We start from the raw sequence: 16,694 nt of genomic DNA, 5'->3' as shown, positions 1-16,694 counted from the left end.
AGCCTGGCTTTGGTAGTTCCCGCAAGGGAAAGGTGTGGCGTATGGGATGGTTCAAAGTCTGCTTCGCTCCGCTGCTGGTGGTCACCCTGTTGGTGCTTCCCCTCAGCGTGCGTTCGGCCGTGTCCGACGAGGAGGTTGCCCGGTTCGAGGCGACGGTCCACGAAGTCTATTCGCTGATGGTGGACTTCGAGCTGGCGGCTCAGGAACAGCTGGAGGCGACCGAGGCGGGTGATATGGCCTCGGAGACGCCGCTCGGTCTTCCGGCGATGGCCATCGACATGGAGGCCGATTCGGAGCGGCTCTGGTCGCTTGGTGAGCGATTGGTCGCGGAGGCAAGCCTGCTTCTCGGTCAATGGTCCGACGCGGAACTGGTCGACTATCTGCTGCAGGCCGAGCCACTGCCCCTGATGTCACTGGTCGGTCAGTCGCTTTCGGTGATGGCCGTGGAAGGGGAGCTGGAGCAAATTGCATCGGCGCGTGACCGCTTCCGGCAGCTGGTTCTCGAGCATCCGGCGCTGGAAGATCGTCTGCTGGATCTGTGGTGGGATGAGCGGACTTTCTCCGACCTGCTGCTCGGGCCGGAGGCCGCCGAGGCTCGGGCGCGACTGAATGCGTCGCCGGACTGGCTACGCTTCGGGACCGTCGGTGGGCAGTTCGGGTACACGGCCGTTCAACTGATCAGCCCGACGCGGCTCCAGCAGCGTCTATCCGAGGCGACGGCACCCGAACGGCTGGAATCGCTCCCGCAGCATGTCAGAGAAATGATCGAGCTCGGCCATCTGGCCCAGTTCGCCGAGCTTCCGGCTGAATGGCTGGCCGAACAGGTCGACGCGGGTCACCTGATCTGGCTCAATAGCCTCAGCATCGTGGCGCCGGAGCAGGCCGAGTCCGCGCTGGCCGAGCATGCCACGGCGATCGATCGGACCCAGCGCCTGCGCCTGATTCTCCACCGGCCGCAGCCCGACGATCTGATCGTGGCCCAGGATGCCTGGCAGTCCTTGATGGATGCTGCCTGGTGCGATGGCTGCGGCGAGCCCGTGGACCCGGACATGGCCGAGGCCCTGGTCATGGCCCTCCTGTCGATGGAGGGCGAGGCGCCGGCCCGGATGCTTCGCGAGCTGCTGGCCGAGGAGGCGCTCCCGAACGCGGACATGCAGCGAATGAACATCGGATCGATGGCGCTCTGGTCCGAGCAGCCGGCCCTGCAGCGTCTGGGTCTGGAGCTGGCCGAGGAATCCAGTTCGATCCTGTTGATGGCGGCCAATTTCCCTGGTCTTCATGCGCTGGCGCCGGAACGTCTGCATGCGCTGGCGGCGCAGCGACTGGAGGATTGGGATTCGCTGAACCGCGATGAGCAGGCCTGGTTTGCGCGCTCCGGTCTGGGTTGTGAACCGGTGGCCTGGGCCTTCTATGTCCAGGGTTCCGCGTCCGACATGGACTGGAAGTCGCGCTATCGTGCCTTGATGGGCCAGGACGAGGTGAATGCGTTTCCGGGATGCGCGATGGCGCTGGCTTCGATCATCCGGACCGAAAAGGATGGCCTGCATCGCCTGAGCGAGGTCATGGCGTTCTACCAGTCGATCGAGGTCGGTGGGGACGCCTGGTCCGCCTTGACCAGCTCCCTGCGCAGGCAGGGTAACGACGATCACCGCCTGGTCCTGGCAGGGGCGCTACTCGATTCCTCCCATTGGGATGCCTTGAGCGATGCGGACCGTCGCTGGCTGCTCGGGGAGGAGGATCGATCCTCCCGTCCCTCGAGTTGCAGGGCCGAGGAACCGCCCGAGGACTGAGCCAAGGGCGGCCGGGGACGATGCCTCGGCCGCCTGTCGTCCGGTCCCGGGCCAGATCCGGGGCGAGGCTCAGCGATTCGCCAGAGGCCTGGCGAGGGGGCGCACCCAGGCCTCGAAGACGGCGTCGATGTCCGCCTGGCTCGGCATCCGATCCGAACGGGCCTGGTCGGCGAGCTCGAACAGGCCCTCGATGATCGGCATGCCGTCGACCTCGGTGTCGAGAACGACCCCACCGGCGTCGAAGCGCGACTGCCAGGCCGCGCGAACCTTCGCCCAGTACTCTCGCGTTTCGTTCCAGTACTCGTAGACCGGCGTAAAGTCCACCTCTTCGGTGACCAGGTAGTTGTTGAAGCCGAACTCCCGGACCAGAACGCCCTGCGATTGCCCATCGACGCGCAGCACCTTGGAGTTGTCCTGTTCGTGCGTCCAGCCTTCGGGCGTGATCGTGTGGCGGTTTTCCACGTTCAGGGCCGTGTAGTCGTCACGCGTGGTGTACTCGCGGCGGGGCAGGGGGCGCCAGCTGCGGTCCGAGGTCCAGGTCGGATTGCCATAGCGATGGTTCCAGCGTCCGGTCCCGCAGTAGCGCGGCGCGTCGGAGACTTCGTACACGCACTGGGTCCACGCACCGCGCGTCTGCTCGGGGTCGAGCATCACCATGCGCCAGGTCTGGTCGTCGAGGAACTCCAGCCGTTGTTCGGCCTCCCAGACCCAGTCCTGGCGCCAGTGCTTGACCACCCGAGCGCCCTCGTCGCTGCCGACCAGGAGCAGATGCTGCAGCACGATGCGATCCGGCTCGTTCTCGACCACGATCACCGCTTCGGCCGCACCGCTGCGTTTCGGAGGTTTGCGCTGGTAGTCAGGCTGGAGCGCGACGGTCTCGTCGAAGGCAAAAGTGACTGTGTACTCACCGGCCATGGCCAGGATGGCTTCGCGGTCGGCTGCCGGTGGTAGCGAGTGCAGCATCGAGTCGTTCAGTGGGGTCGGCGGGGTGCTGGCGCAGGCCGCCAGCAGGGCGGAGGCAGGCAGAATCAGCAGCAGGTTCTTCATTCGGGATGTCCTTGTCGTGTTCATGGTTCGTGCATTCAGCGGGTCAGAATCAGTTTTCCGAAGCGGGTCTCCCGCAGCTCGTAGCGGCGGCCGTCGTGAAGGATCAGGACGCGGCCGTGCGAACCGAGCAGGAGCCGACTGTCGATTTCGCGGAGCGCTTGCTCGTGCTTGTCGCGGGCTTCGATCGAGCGTGGGTCGCGGTCTAGTTCAGCCATTGAAACTCCCTTGCGATGGACAGGCGGACCGAGCGGCCGGGCTGGTCGATGCCGTTGGGGTGGATGCGGTAGGCCTTGTCGAAGACGTTGTCGAGGGCCAGGCGGAATTCGAAGCCTTCGAGCGCGCCCGCTGCCGGCAGCCAGGCCAGATGCAGATCCGTCTTGCCGTAGCCCGGTGTTGCGAGGGCGCCTTCCGGGACGTCGGTTCTGGCCCTGGAGAGGAGCAGCTCGCCGCCGAGTCGAAGTTGTCGATCGAACAGATTCAGGCCCATCGAGAGAACGGCCCGGTCGGGCTGCAGGCTGGCCAGGGCCTCGCCGTTGCGTCGCTCTCCGTCCAGCTGGGTCAGGTTCAGGCGCAGATAGCCGCGATCGTGCCGAAGCTCTGCCGACAGTTCGCCCCCCTGGATGCGCGCGTCGACGTTCCGGTTGGTGGTGAAGCCTGGAAAGATCAGGGTCTGGGTGATCGGATCGAAGCTCGGCTCGCCGCTGATGAAGACCACCACTTGATCGACATAATCATCGACGCGGCTGCGGTGCGCGGTGACCTCGAGCAGCAGTTCGATGTCGCGATTCCAGAGATTCTCTCTGGCCCAGCGTGCGCCGAGCTGGAGCTGGCGAGAATGCTCGGGCTTCAGGTCCGGAGTCGGCCTGAACTCGTTGATCACGACCTGTCCAGGGGCGAGGGGAGCGATGAAGTGCACGCCGTCGGCATACAGCTCGGTCAGGCTGGGCGCTCGGAATGCCTCGGCGGCCTCGGCCCAGAGGTAGATCGACTCGTCCGGCCGCCAGCCCAGGGCCAGTCGTGGTGTGGTGCGGGATTCGTCGCGTGAGGACAGGCCCTGTTCGCTGTGGTAGCGGAAGCGATCATGGCGAAGACCGGGGATGAGGGAGACGCCAGCCCCGAGCCCGAGTTCGAACTGGGCGAAAGCAGCCTGGTACTCCACATCGGCATCGGGGAACTGCGGGCGATCGAGTCCGTCTCTGCGACCCGACTGGCGATCCCGATAGGCTTCGGCGCCCAGGGTCAGCCGCAGGGGCTCTCCGGCCCGTTCGCCGAGATGGGTCGTGTTGACCAGATCCAGACCTTCGGTGGTGAAATCGGTGAAGTCGACGCGGCCATCGTCGAGGCGTGACTCGATGGCTTCGACCTCGTTGCGATAGGCCGTCGCACGCAGGTCCAGCCAGCGCAGGGTCGGGTCCTCGTGCTCGTAGCTCAGGCGAGTCTGCCGCCGCTCCGTGTGCCGGTCGACCAGATTGCTGGCGGTGGCCTGGGCATTGGCATTGGTGGGATTGAGGCCTTCGTTGTCGAATCGCTCGTGGCTCAGTTCGATCCGACGAAGTGCGTCAGGCTCGAAGCCGATCTTGAACAGACCGCTGTCGATCCGATCCCGAGTCGCCAGCAGGGCGTCACCATCGCCGTCGACCAGGTCCTCATGGGCCTCGCGGCGGGTCAGGGCAGCCAACCAGTCAAAGCGGCCCTGCAGGCCGTAGGCCATCAGCCGCGCGTCCCGCTGATCGCCGTTGCGATCATGGCCGCCGCCCAGGCGGAGCCCCGTCCCTTCGAGGCCAGCCATTCGCGAGCGGCCGGTGGCCGTTTCGATCACGAAGGCGCCACCGAGGGCGCCACTGCCGTACAGGGCGGATCCGGCGCCGCGCAGCACCTCGATGGACTCGATCAGGGTCGGGTCGAGCAGGAAGCGCCCGCCATGAGCCTTGTTGTAATTCTGGCGTGCCCCATCGATCCGGATCGCGACCTGTTCATCGGCAAAGCCACGGATCGTCGGTTCCTCGGCGATCCGGCGAGGGCCGCCGATCACGCCGACGCCGGGAATGGCTTCGAAGATTTCCTGATAGCTCGCCGACTGCTGGGCGCGAATCTGCTCGGGCTCGACGCGGCTGATCGAGGCGGGGGTGGTGAAGGCTGCCCGTTCCGTGCGCGTTGCTGAAACCACCAGCGTGTCCAGGCGAAACAGGCCGCTGGCCGTGGGGGAGGACATGTCGGTCTCGCTCTCGGTGGAGGCCGCCAAGGGCGCGGTGGTCAAGGCCAGCAGGACTGCCGGGGCGAGGCTTGAGTGGATTCGGGTCTTTTTTCGCACTTGGATCTCCAGTCCGGTTCGATCGCGCCAAGGGGCGCGTTGTGATCTGAATCGGCCTGGCTGGGCAGCGCGGAGCCTGCGTGGCTGGGCAATGGACTTATTCTAATGCGAACGAGAATAGTTATCAATACCATCTGCCGCGGTGTGGGTGACTTCACTGGCGCGTGCCTCAGGACGGCAGGGTCAGCCCCTGGGTGTGCACGATCACGGTCCTCGGGCCAGGGGAGGAGGGGATTCAAGGGCTCGGGGTGCTCGGCGGCGTTCGCTGGTCGGCGCGCCGCCCGATGGACTGAGCTCGATTTACCTGGCGAAGATTTCCAGTGCCCCGGGCAGGGCTTCGCAGTCCACGGGCGTGTCCGTGAGGAATTCGCCGTCGGCGGTCACGTCCAGCGATTCATCGGTGCGGATGTTCAGCTGTTTGCAGCGCCAGTGTGTCATGGTGTCGGAGGCTCGAACCTGGCCGGTCCGCAGACGCAGGGCATTGCCGAGCATGGCCAGGCGGGATTGACGGCGGATCAGCAGCACATCGAGAAGACCATCGTCGAGCTTCGCATCGTCGGCGATGGTCATGCCTCCACCGTAATGGATGCCGTTGGCCACGGTGATCTGAAGAAAGTCGCCATCGGTGTCCTGCTGCTCGGATGAGAGTCTGGCATGAAAGCTTGGCGGCGCCTTGAGTGCCCGCAGGATGCCGAGCAGATAGGCCAGCACGCCGAGGCGGGACTTGCTGTCGGTGTCCATCATTCGCGTCATCTGCGGTCCCAGCCCCATCCCGATGGCATTGACGAAGCTGACGCCGTTGGCCCGTGCCACATCGATTCGTCGAGTTCCACCGTCCCGAATCAGCGCCACCGCCTTGTCCAGATCCTCGGGGATGTCCAGCGAGCGGGCAAGATCGTTGGCCGTGCCGAGCGGCAGCAGGCCCAGCGGGCGGTCGCAGTCGAGTAGCGCATCCAGGGCGAGGTTGACCGTCCCGTCCCCGCCGCCGAGCACGATGCGGCTGGCCCAGGCGCCGTGCACCTCGATCGCTTCGGGCAGCGAAGCTGGATCGTCGGGCCGAAGCTGACGGACTTCGCCGTCGCGTTCGAAAGACTTGACGGCCCGGGCGATGTCTTCGTCACCGGATCGGCTGCCGGGATTGGTCAGGAGGAGGGTGCGCTGGCGCATGGTCGACTCGGCGTTGATCGGGTCCTGCATGAGACTTGTTCAGAGGTTCCCTAGTATGCGGGAAGCATGACCAATGGCGGTGGCCAGGCCGGTTCCATCCAGGGAGAATCGTCTCCGTCGATCCGGCAAACCCCATTGGAGACCTTCGATGCTGACCATGCGTCTGTCGATTCCGTTGCTGTTGACGAGCGCCTTGCTGTCGTCACCGGCCTTTCCCGAAACCACGGTGGGCCTGGACGAGCCCTCAGCGCGCTTTGCCGAGGTGCTGCAGGCCTACGCCGATGTCTATGGCTTCTCCGGCGCCCTGCGCGTTGCCCGGGGTGAGACCGTGCTGTCCGAATCGGCCGTGGGTCTGGCCGATCGAAGCTTCACGGTGCCGTTCACGCCAGGGACGCGGAATTCGATCAATTCGATCTCGAAGGTCTTCACCGTCGCTGCCGCCATGCGCCTGGTCGAGCGTGGAGCCCTGGATCTGGACCTTGCCGTGTCGCACTATCTGCCGGATCTGGGCGCGCCCTGGCAGGAGCGGGTCACGGTTCGGCAGCTGCTCGCTCATCGCAGTGGACTGCCGAGAGAAGCCGGGCTCGATGCCAGCGATGAACGGGAGCTCGAAGCGATCATGCCGACCGTGGCGGCCTTGCCCCTGGTGTCGGAGCCCGGCGAGCGCTATGCCTACTCGAACGCCGGCGTGGCCCTGCTCGGGCGGGTTCTCGAAGTCGCCAGTGGTCTCGACCTGCCCGAGCTGATCGAGGACGAGGTGCTCTCACCGCTGGACTTGAACGACACCGGCATGTACCGGGGCCGGCAGCTGGTCGAGCGGCAGGCGCGTCCCTATCGCATGGGGGCAGCCGGTGTAGTGCATGCCCAGCGCAGCAAGACCCTCGGCGAGAGTGCGGGAGGCGGCCTCTACTCGACGGTGGCCGACCTGCACCGCTTCGTCCGCGCGCTCCGTCAGCCCGGCTACCTGCAGCAGGCCTCCCTGGACACGATGTTCGCGCCGGCGTCCGGCGAGCTGGGGTCGGATTACGAGGCGCTGGGTTGGAGCATCAAGTATTTCGGTGAGGAGCGGCTCTGGTTCGCGGCCGGCTCCGGCTATGGCACGAAGAGCGTCATTCTCTATTCACCGGTCACCGAGGAGTTCATCGGCCTGGTCAGCAATTGGGGCAATACGCCGATCCTCGATCTGCTGCGTGACGTCTATCTGAGCCTCAAGGGCCAGGACGTGCGGCTGCCGTCCCGGGACCAGCTGGCCTCGGTCGAGGAGTTCCGGGCTCGCCTTGGCCTGTACCGCTTCGACGAGGAGCAGCTGCGCCAGACCCTGCAGGTGGCGGACGGCCTCGTCCGACTGCACAGCGTGGACGGCAAGCTGTTCATGGACGACGAGCTGATGGCCCGAGGCGAGGGCGGGGCGCTGCGGCTGACCTACACGGACGAATTGCAGATTCGCTTCGAGGACGACGCCATGTGGCTGGAGATCAACGGGCAGCGCCTGCGCGGTGAGCGTGTCGAACGGCGTCCGAGGATTCCCTGAGGTCGACCCCACTGGGCTCAAGGCGATCGCATGGTGTCCGGTTCCGGCCAGGAGCCGGGCCGCAGTCGAGCCGGCAGATAGAGCGGGTGTGCGGGTTCGCCGCTCTTGTTGAGGCGAATGACCTGCAGACGGCTGCCCAGAGTGTTCCGAAGCTGCTGCGAGCGGTCCAGCCAGGCGCCATCATTGCCCCAGACGGCCACGAGCGCGTCTGCGCATCGAGCCAGGCGGCGAATCCACGCATCATTGCGAGGGCCGATCGGGTCATCGGCCCGGCGCAGGTCTTCCGGGTAGGTCGCGCGAAAAGCGAACAGGTTGGTCATGATCAGGCCGCCGTAGCCCCAGTCGCGGGCGAAACCGATGCATCGCCGGATCGTCGGGTCGTTCCGCTCTGCATCGGCGGTGGATGGATTCAGACCGATCATCATCACTTTCGGCGCTCGGACCTCCCAGGTCCGCCACAGGCTGTAGCGATAGCGTCGACAACGGCTGAAATTGGCGCCGCCGGGTCGTGACAGGGTGTGGGACAGCTTCATGCCCTCTGAGCATACCTGTTCAGGAGCCTCTCGAGGCCGTCCACGACTCGCTTGGGATAAGATAAGGGCCCGTCCTCCTCGCTGATCCGTCATGTCGATTCGTCCCGAACAGTACCCGGCCATGATGAACGAGCTCCGCTCGGCCTTCGATCAGGGATTGACTCGCGCGCTGGCCTGGCGTCGTCAGCAGCTGGACGCCCTGGAGCGGATGCTGCGCGAGAACGAAGCGGCGATCGACGCGGCGCTGGCGGCCGATCTCGACAAGCCCCGGCAGGAAGTGCTGCTGGGCGAGGTGGCGCTCCTGCTCAGCGAGATCAAGCATGCCCGCCACCGCCTGGCGCGCTGGAGCCGGCCGCGCCGCGTGTCGACGCCGATGGTCGGCCAGCCCGGCAGCAGCTGGGTGCAGCCGGAGCCGCTGGGCCTGGTGTTGATCATGGGCGCCTGGAACTACCCCGTGCAGCTGATTCTGGCGCCGCTCATCCCCGCGATCGCGGCGGGCAACGCGGCGGTGCTGAAACCTTCCGAGATCGCCGAGCACACGGCGGCTCTGATTGCCGAGCTGGTGCCCAGGTACCTGGATTCCCGCGCGATCCGCGTGGTCGAGGGGGCCGTCGAAGAAACCACAGAGCTGCTCAAGCAACGCTTCGACCACATCTTCTACACCGGTGGTGCGGCGGTCGGTCGCATCATCATGCGTGCCGCGGCCGAGCATCTGACCCCGGTGACCCTGGAGCTCGGGGGCAAGAGTCCCTGCGTGATCGACCGTGGCGCCGATCTGCGTTCGGCCGCCCGACGCCTGGTCTGGGGCAAGTGCCTGAATGCCGGCCAGACCTGCATCGCGCCCGACTACGTGCTGGTGCATCCGGAGGATCGCCCGGCCCTGATCGAGGCGATGCGCGCGGAACTGGAGGCTATGTACGGTGAGGATCGCCTGGCCAGCCCGGACTACTGCAAGATCATCAATCGTCGTCACTTCGACCGTCTCGTGGGCTATCTGGGCCACGGGCAGATCGCGATCGGCGGGGGCAGTGATCCAGCCTCCGAGCGGATCGAGCCCACGGTGCTGATCGACGTCTCGCCCGACGATCCGGTGATGCAGGAAGAAATCTTCGGGCCGATCCTGCCCGTCTTGACGATCGACAGCCTGGAGCAGGCCATCGAGTTCATCCGCGAGCGCGAGAAGCCCCTGTCGGCCTATCTGTTCACCCGCAGTCGCAAGAGCGAACGGCGCTTCGAATCGGCGATCAGCACCGGCAACCTCTGCATCAACGACGTGCTGATGTTCATGTCGGTGCCGGACCTGCCCTTCGGAGGCGTGGGCGAGTCGGGCATGGGGCAGTATCACGGTCAGGCCGGCTTCGACCGCCTCAGTCACCTGAAGTCCGTCATGCGTCGCGGCCGCTGGCCGGAAGTGACCGTGCGCTTCGCGCCCTACAGCAATTTCAAGATGAAGCTGCTCAAGCTTCTGGGCTGAACACGGTTCATCCTGATCTCCGACCCCCGATCCCTCGACCTCGATCCCGACGCCATGCACCTGCCCAGCGAAAACTACCCGCGCTTCCACCTCGCCCTGCCGGTCACCGACCTCGACGACACGCTGCGCTTCTACACCGAGCTGCTGGCCTGTCCGACCGGCCGCCGTTCCGAGCGCTGGGTCGATCTCGATTTCTTCGGTCACCAGCTGGTCCTGCATCAGGTCGATGCCGATCAGCACCCCAGTGCGCAATGCAACGCGGTGGATGGCCACGCCGTGCCGGCCAGTCATTTCGGCCCGATCCTGGCCTGGGAGGACTTCGAGGCACTGGCCGAACGCTTTCGCCAGGCGGGCCTGGACTTCATCATCGAACCCTACCTGCGCTTCGAAGGCCGCAAGGGCGAGCAGGCCACGATGTTCGTGGCCGATCCCAGTGGCAATGCACTGGAGTTCAAGTCCTTCCGTAACATCGACGCCTTGTTCGCCGACGATCTCGACGCCTATTGATGCGCGGTTGGCGCCGATCGCCGTATCGTCTCGCTTCGATGCAGTGAACCCCCGCCGCCCGCTGGCGTCTGAGACCTTGACCCATCCAGAGACCAATGAATCCATGAGCCTGTTCAAGACCCGCTGGCCCTACCTGATCGTCTTCATCGCCTGCGTCGGCCTGTTGGCCTACGCCTATTACGCCCAGTTCGTCCTCGAGCTTGCCCCTTGTCCGATGTGCATGCTGCAACGATTCGGCTTCATGATCATGGCGCTCATGGCGCTGGGGCTTGCGATCCACAATCCCAGGGGCTGGGGTCGCTGGATCTATGGCATTCCGTTCTTCGGTGGCGCGATCTGGGGTATGGTCACGGCCACCCAGCACGTTCGCCTGCAGGGCCAGCCACCCGATCCCTTCGGTGGTTGTGGTGCCGACTGGCCGACCATGATCGAGTTCGACTACAGCTGGGGAGAGATCCTCACCGAAGCCTTTACCGCTTCGGGCGACTGCACGACCATCGATTGGACCTTCCTGGGCCTGTCGATGCCGGCGTGGACCCTGATCTGGTATGTTGGGTTGGCATTGTTTATGCTTCCTGCACTATTCATCAAAAAGAATTGATTTGATTTGGATTTTTCAATGACCGAGCAGCTCAAGACCATCACGCCCGCCAAGGGCTGGAGACCCGATTCCTGGCAGCAGAAGCCCGCAGGACAGCAGGCCCGCTACGAGGACGAAGGAGAACTGAAAACCGTGCTTGCCAGGCTGGCGAGCATGCCGCCGCTGGTGACGTCCTGGGAAATCCTGAATCTCAAGCAGCAGATCGCCGAGGCGCAGGCCGGCAAGCGCTTCTTCCTCCAGGGTGGCGACTGCGCCGAGGTCTTCGACGAATGCGAGTCCTCGATCGTGGCGAACCGTCTCAAGGTCCTGCTGCAGATGTCGCTGATCCTGTTGCACGGCCTGGAGATGCCCGTCCTGCGCGTCGGCCGCTTTGCCGGTCAGTACGCCAAGCCCCGTTCCTCCGACACGGAGACGATCGATGGCGTGACCCTGCCGAGCTATCGCGGCGACCTGGTCAACTCCCCGGAATTCACAGAGGCCGCCCGCCGGCCCGACCCCGCTCGCCTGATCCAGGGCCATGCCCGTTCGGCCATGACCATGAATTTCGTCCGCGGCCTGGTCGACGGCGGTTTCGCCGACCTTCACCATCCCGAGTACTGGGACCTGGGCTGGGTCGAGCATTCGCCGCTGGCCGCTGAGTTCCACCGCATTTCCGAAAGCATCGGCCAGTCCGTGCGTTTCATGGAGACCATCACCGGTCAGCAGCCGGGCAGCCTGAAGCGGGTGGACTTCTACACCTCGCACGAGGCCCTGCATCTGCCCTACGAGCAGGCCCTGACCCGCCAGGTGCCGCGTCAGTACGGTTGGTTCAACCTGTCCACGCACTTCCCCTGGATCGGGATGCGCACGGCGGAGCTGGATGGTGCGCACGTGGAGATGTTCCGTGGCATCCGCAACCCGATCGGGATCAAGGTCGGACCGGGCATGTCCGCGGACTGGCTGAAGGGCCTGATCCGCACGCTCAACCCGGACCACGAGGCCGGCCGTCTGGTGCTCATCCATCGGATGGGTGCGGGCAAGGTCTCGGACCATCTGCCCGGCCTGATCAATGCCGTCAAGGCCACCGGTTCGCCGGTGCTGTGGATCTGCGATCCGATGCACGGCAACACGGAAAAGACCAGCAACGGCTACAAGACGCGCCGCTTCGAGAACATCCGTGCCGAAGTGGAGCAGGCCTTCGAGATTCATGCCGCCGAAGGTTCACGTCTCGGTGGCGTGCACCTGGAGCTGACCGGCGAAAACGTCACCGAGTGTGTGGGTGGTGCGCGCGAGCTCAACGAGAGTGATCTGGCCACCTGCTACAAGACCACCGTCGATCCGCGTCTGAACTACGAGCAGGCGCTGGAAATGGCGATGCTGGTGGTCCGCAAGCATCGCAGCCTCGGATAAGCGGGCGACCACCTCGGTCGCCACGACAAACGAAAGGCCCGGGACACGTCGAGCGTCCCGGGCCTTTTTTCAAGCGCCGGTTTCCTAGAGCAGGCTCTCGACCGCGGCGCGCTCTTCGCGCAGTTCCTGGTCGGTGGCATCCATCCGCGCCCTCGAGAACTCGTTGATCTCCAGACCCTGGACGATCGACCACTGGCCGTTCTCGCAGGTGCAGGGGAAGGAATAGATCACGCCCGGCTCGATGCCGTAGCTACCGTCCGAAGGGACGGCCATCGAGACCCAGTCATCGCCGTCGGTGCCCAGGGCCCAGTCGCGGATGTGGTCGATGGCGGCAGACGCCGCCGAGGCGGCGCTGGAGGCCCCACGTGCCTTGATGATCGCCGCGCCGCGCTGCTGCACGGTCGGAATGAAATCGGACTCGTACCAGCTCGCATCCACGCCTTCGGCCTCCATCGCCGGCTTGCCGGCCACCAGGGTGTGATGCAGATCCGGGTACTGGGTCGAGCTGTGGTTACCCCAGATGGTCATCTGACGAATGCTGGTGTGGTGGATGCCGGTGCGGGCTGCGAGCTGCGCCAGGGCGCGATTGTGGTCCAGGCGGGTCATCGCCGTGAAGTTCTCTTTCGGCAGGTCCGGTGCATTGGCCTGGGCGATCAGCGCGTTGGTATTGGCCGGGTTGCCGACGACCAGGACCTTCACGTCACGGCTGGCGACGGCGTTCAGGGCGCGACCCTGCGGGCCGAAGATCTTGCCGTTTTCGCTCAACAGGTCAGCGCGCTCCATGCCGGGACCGCGCGGCTTGGCGCCGACGAGGATGGCATAGTCGGCGTCCTTGAAGCCGGTTTCCAGATCGGCGGTGGCTTCGACGCCAGCGAGCAGCGGGAAGGCGGCGTCTTCGAGCTCCATGACCACGCCCTTCAGCGCGTCCAGGGCCGGGGCGATTTCGATCAGCTGGAGGATGACCGGCTGGTTGGGGCCGAGCAGATCGCCGGAAGCGATGCGGAAGCAGAGCTGGTAGCCGATCTGGCCGGCGGCGCCGGTGATGGCAACGCGCTTGGGACGATTCATGGTGAAGTTCTCCGGGTTGGTTTCAAACAGCCCGATATTTTAACCGTTTGAGCGCCTGCAAGGCATGAGCGGTCCCGACCTCGGTCCGAAGGGTTACTAATGCAACCAGAAGTATTGCCTCATTCAGCTTGTCTCTCGGCGTGCGTGGCAAGGCGTCGGCGCGAAGTCTGTAGCCGGGCCTACATCGAGCGCCGACAACGCAGTACACGTGCGCCGAGAGGCAAGCCCTGCGGGGGCTCCGGACGAATCCGCCTGCGGCGTTAAAGCGGTTCGACGTAGGGCAACTATGCCTTCACCACTTTGCCTTGCAGGCGAATCCGTCCGGAGCCCTGAATGTGGCAATACTTCTGTTTGCATTAGTAGAATGGTGCAAAGTCGTTGATTCGAAGGAGAGAGCCATGATGCGGATTGCCCTGCCACTGCTGGCGCTGTTCAGTGCCACGAATGTCGCCGCCGAGGACCCGGTCGAGCAGTTCTGGGCGAATCTGAGCGAGCTCTGCGGTCAGGCCTTCGAAGGCGAGCTTGTCCAGCATCCGGAAGGCGAGACGGGTTTTGTCGGCCAGCGTCTGGTGATGCACGTCCGGGACTGTCACGAGGACTGGATTCGCATCCCGTTTTCCGTTGGCGACAATCGCTCCCGGACCTGGGTGTTGACCCGAACGGAGGATCGGATCGAATTGCGTCATGTCCACCGCCACGAGGATGGCTCACCGGATGCGGTCAGCATGTACGGGGGTGTGGCCAGCAATCGCGGGCGTGCCGATTCCCAGTATTTCCCGGCCGACGAAGAGACTCGTCAGATGATCGAAGAGGCTTTTTCCAACGTCTGGGTGATCCGAGTCGAGCCCGGTGAGCGTTTCACCTACGGGCTGCGGCGCCTGGGAACGCCGCGGGTGTTCCAGATCGATTTCGATCTGAGCCGCCCCATCGAGGCGCCACCTCCGCCCTGGGGATGGATCGACTGATCAGCCTTCGGCCGGGACGAGCCAGTGCATGCTGAACAGCTTGGCCGGATCCTTCCAGACTTCTGCTGAACGCAGTCCGGCGGTCGCCGCCAGTGCCTTGAAGTCCGGGGCCGAGTACTTGTGGCTGTTTTCCGTGTGGATGCTCTCGCCGGCGGTCAGTCTGAATTCCTTCCCGCCGAGGCGGATCGCGGTGTCTCGTCGAGCGACCAGGTGCATTTCGATCCGTCGAAAGGGTTCGTTGAAGCGGGCCTCGTGGGCAAAGGCATCGAGTTCGAGTTCGGCGTTGAGTTCGCTGCGCAATCGGATCAGCAGATTGAGATTGAAACGAGCGGTGACACCCTCCGAGTCATCGTAGGCGCGGATCAGCCGATCGACTGGCTTGAGGAGGTCGACGCCGATGAGGATGCCGCCTTCAGGGCCTGCGATTCGGCCCATGCGTTCGAGAAAACCGGTGGCGTCCTGGTGTTCGAAATTACTGATCGTCGAGCCTGGGAAGTAGACCACCCGTCGTCTGGCGGGCGGATCGAGGCTCAGGTCCTCTGCGGCGATGGGACGGGTGTAATCGGCCCGCACGGCCCGGATCTCGATGTCTGGAAAAGCGGCGCTCAGCTCGCGTTCCGAGGCGCGCAAGGCCGCGGCAGAAATCTCGATCGGCGTGTAGGCGCGTGGACGTTCCAATCCAGCCAGCAGTTTGCGGGTCTTGATGCCGGCCCCGGAGCCAAATTCGATGATGTGGGCCTCGGGTCCGATCAACTCGCTGATCCGGCCGAGGTGTGCTTCGTGGAGCGCAAGGTCGGCGCGCGTGACGTAATAGTCGTCCGTCTCGCAGATCGCTTCGAACAGTTCAGAGCCGCGGGCATCGTAGAGATACTTGCAGGGCAGGGTTCTTGGACGGGACGATAGCCCATCCAGGACATCGGCGAGAAATCGCTCCCGAGCCGTCACGAGGCGCTCCGGGCTAGCCTGAGCCCGCTGAACTGCCAGCGTTGATGCGGATGGAAGAAGTTGCGGTAGCTGGCGCGGAGATGACCGGCCGCCGTTGCGCAGCTCCCGCCCCTCAGCACCATCTGGTTGGCCATGAACTTCCCGTTGTACTCGCCGACGGCCCCCTTGCCGGGGCGGAAGCCCGGATAGGCGGCATAGGCCGAGGACGTCCATTCCCAAACACTACCGTAGGCCTGGGTCAGGCCCGTCGCCGCACTGGCTTCCGGATGGAATCGTCGCCGGTCCGCGAAATGCCCCTCGATGGGTAGCGCGCGCACGGCATGTTCCCACTCCAGCTCGCTGGGCAGGCGGGCGCCGCTCCATTCCGCAAAGGCCCAGGCTTCGTAGAAACTGAGGTGGCAGATCGGGCTGTCCGGGTCGACCGGACGAGCTCCCGTGCAGCTGTAGTGCCACCAGTCCCCGTCTTCTCGCCACCAGTACAGTGGCGCGTCGATGCCCTCGACCTGGCGCCAGCTCCAGCCATCCGAGAGCCAGAGTTCGGGTCGCTCGTAGCCGCCGTCGTCCATGAAGGCCAGATAGGCGGCGCAGGAAACTGGCTGACTGCCCAGCTCGAAGGGCGCCAGGAAGGCCCGATGCCGCGGCATCTCGTTGTCGAAGGCGAACGCGGGTCCCTCATGACCGAATTCGAACAGGCCGCCCTCGAAGCCGAGCCAGTCGAACGCCGCGTTCTGCCCGGATGGCTCGTGCCGGGTGCCGAAGCAGGGCGGATGCGCCGGGTTGAAGGAGAAAGCGTGCTTTAGATCGGTCACGATCAGCTCCTGGTGCTGCTGCTCGTGGTTGAGGCCGAGCAGGATCAGTGGGGCCAGTTGCCGAAGCGTCGGTGGGTCGAGCTGGATCAGAAGCTGCTGAATGGCGCCATCGACGTGTCTTCGATAGTCGGTGACCGCGGCCTGATCGGGGCGCGAGATGAGACCACGACGAGGGCGAGGGTACTGCCTGCCGACGCCGTTGTAGTAGGAGTTGAACAGGTACTCGTAGCCTGGATCAAGGGGACGGTATGCAGGCAGATGGGGCTTGAGAATGAAGGTCTCGAAGAACCAGCTGGTGTGCGCCCGATGCCACTTGACCGGACTCGCGTCGGGCATCGACTGCAGGTTCTGGTCCTCCGGCCCGAGCGATTCGATCAGCGCCTCGGTGGAGCGACGAACCCTATCATAGGCCTCGGCCAGGTCCGCTTGGTCGAGCTTTCGCGGGTCGAGACGATTGAAGGAGCGAGGCGCAATGTCGCCTCGATCCGAAGGAGTTGCGCTGGCCATGGGTGGGAATTCTGTTGGTCGATTCAACCCGGACCTTAACATCACGAACG

The 16,694-nt window shown here is 64.9% G+C and carries 15 protein-coding genes; 7 read left to right on the top strand and 8 right to left on the bottom strand.

Going from position 1 to position 16,694, the window contains the following annotated elements; all coding sequences use genetic code 11:
* Nucleotides 1–41: 41 nt before the first annotated feature.
* Nucleotides 42–1,790 carry a hypothetical protein gene (locus WM2015_RS10065; protein ID WP_049725922.1) on the top strand — a complete coding sequence of 583 codons (1,749 nt, stop codon included), beginning with the start codon at nt 42–44 and terminating at the stop codon, nt 1,788–1,790.
* A 69-nt stretch (nt 1,791–1,859) separates the two neighbouring features.
* On the opposite strand, the gene WM2015_RS10060 is transcribed toward WM2015_RS10065, so the two are convergent.
* From WM2015_RS10060 to WM2015_RS10045, 4 genes are all read right to left on the bottom strand, one after another.
* Entirely contained in the window at nt 1,860–2,837 is a 978-nt protein-coding gene (locus WM2015_RS10060) for a DUF6607 family protein (protein ID WP_082169644.1), read from the bottom strand.
* 35 nt (nt 2,838–2,872) lie between these two features.
* The gene (hemP, locus tag WM2015_RS10055) at nt 2,873–3,052 is read right to left on the bottom strand and encodes a hemin uptake protein HemP (RefSeq protein WP_049725921.1); all 180 of its coding nucleotides are present in this window, start codon (nt 3,050–3,052) and stop codon (nt 2,873–2,875) included.
* Complete coding sequence (locus WM2015_RS10050) at nt 3,040–5,148, bottom strand: TonB-dependent receptor domain-containing protein (RefSeq protein ID WP_156201069.1); 2,109 nt, start codon at nt 5,146–5,148, stop codon at nt 3,040–3,042. Before WM2015_RS10050 ends, hemP begins: the two co-directional genes overlap by 13 nt.
* Before the next feature lie 300 nt (nt 5,149–5,448).
* Nucleotides 5,449–6,345 (bottom strand): diacylglycerol/lipid kinase family protein, encoded by an 897-nt coding sequence (locus WM2015_RS10045; protein ID WP_049725919.1) that lies wholly within the window; start codon nt 6,343–6,345, stop codon nt 5,449–5,451.
* 118 nt (nt 6,346–6,463) lie between these two features.
* On the opposite strand from WM2015_RS10045, the gene WM2015_RS10040 reads away from it, so the two are divergent.
* Nucleotides 6,464–7,846, top strand: coding sequence for a serine hydrolase domain-containing protein (locus tag WM2015_RS10040; RefSeq protein WP_049725918.1), 1,383 nt, complete (start codon nt 6,464–6,466; stop codon nt 7,844–7,846).
* 17 nt (nt 7,847–7,863) lie between these two features.
* Here the strand turns inward: WM2015_RS10040 and WM2015_RS10035 are convergent, their stop codons facing one another.
* Nucleotides 7,864–8,379 (bottom strand): DUF1643 domain-containing protein, encoded by a 516-nt coding sequence (locus tag WM2015_RS10035; protein ID WP_049725917.1) that lies wholly within the window; start codon nt 8,377–8,379, stop codon nt 7,864–7,866.
* A 91-nt stretch (nt 8,380–8,470) separates the two neighbouring features.
* Here WM2015_RS10035 and WM2015_RS10030 point away from each other — a divergent pair, with 91 nt between their 5' ends.
* The 4 genes from WM2015_RS10030 to WM2015_RS10015 all read left to right on the top strand — a co-directional run bounded on the left by WM2015_RS10030 (nt 8,471) and on the right by WM2015_RS10015 (nt 12,350).
* A complete protein-coding gene (locus WM2015_RS10030) occupies nt 8,471–9,853 on the top strand; it encodes an aldehyde dehydrogenase family protein (RefSeq protein WP_049725916.1) in 1,383 nt (460 codons plus the stop codon).
* A gap of 54 nt (nt 9,854–9,907) precedes the next feature.
* The gene (locus WM2015_RS10025) at nt 9,908–10,360 is read left to right on the top strand and encodes a VOC family protein (RefSeq protein WP_049725915.1); all 453 of its coding nucleotides are present in this window, start codon (nt 9,908–9,910) and stop codon (nt 10,358–10,360) included.
* Nucleotides 10,361–10,463: 103 nt separating this feature from the next.
* On the top strand, nt 10,464–10,961 hold the full coding sequence (locus WM2015_RS10020; RefSeq protein ID WP_049725914.1) for a disulfide bond formation protein B: 498 nt from the start codon (nt 10,464–10,466) through the stop codon (nt 10,959–10,961).
* An 18-nt stretch (nt 10,962–10,979) separates the two neighbouring features.
* Nucleotides 10,980–12,350 (top strand): class II 3-deoxy-7-phosphoheptulonate synthase, encoded by a 1,371-nt coding sequence (locus WM2015_RS10015; RefSeq protein WP_049725913.1) that lies wholly within the window; start codon nt 10,980–10,982, stop codon nt 12,348–12,350.
* An 84-nt stretch (nt 12,351–12,434) separates the two neighbouring features.
* On the opposite strand, the gene WM2015_RS10010 is transcribed toward WM2015_RS10015, so the two are convergent.
* The gene (locus WM2015_RS10010) at nt 12,435–13,418 is read right to left on the bottom strand and encodes a malate dehydrogenase (RefSeq protein WP_049725912.1); all 984 of its coding nucleotides are present in this window, start codon (nt 13,416–13,418) and stop codon (nt 12,435–12,437) included.
* Nucleotides 13,419–13,816: 398 nt separating this feature from the next.
* Between WM2015_RS10010 and WM2015_RS10005 the strand changes: the two genes are divergently transcribed.
* Nucleotides 13,817–14,383 (top strand): hypothetical protein, encoded by a 567-nt coding sequence (locus WM2015_RS10005; protein WP_049725911.1) that lies wholly within the window; start codon nt 13,817–13,819, stop codon nt 14,381–14,383.
* On the opposite strand, the gene egtD is transcribed toward WM2015_RS10005, so the two are convergent.
* On the bottom strand, nt 14,384–15,328 hold the full coding sequence (gene egtD, locus WM2015_RS10000; RefSeq protein WP_049725910.1) for an L-histidine N(alpha)-methyltransferase: 945 nt from the start codon (nt 15,326–15,328) through the stop codon (nt 14,384–14,386).
* Entirely contained in the window at nt 15,325–16,644 is a 1,320-nt protein-coding gene (gene egtB, locus WM2015_RS09995) for an ergothioneine biosynthesis protein EgtB (protein WP_082169641.1), read from the bottom strand. The genes egtD and egtB overlap by 4 nt, the downstream gene beginning before the upstream one ends.
* Nucleotides 16,645–16,694: the final 50 nt, after the last annotated feature.

It is taken from the genome of Wenzhouxiangella marina, from assembly GCF_001187785.1.
In the GTDB taxonomy this organism is placed as follows: domain Bacteria; phylum Pseudomonadota; class Gammaproteobacteria; order Xanthomonadales; family Wenzhouxiangellaceae; genus Wenzhouxiangella; species Wenzhouxiangella marina.
This window is presented reverse-complemented; position numbering and strand designations above follow the sequence as displayed.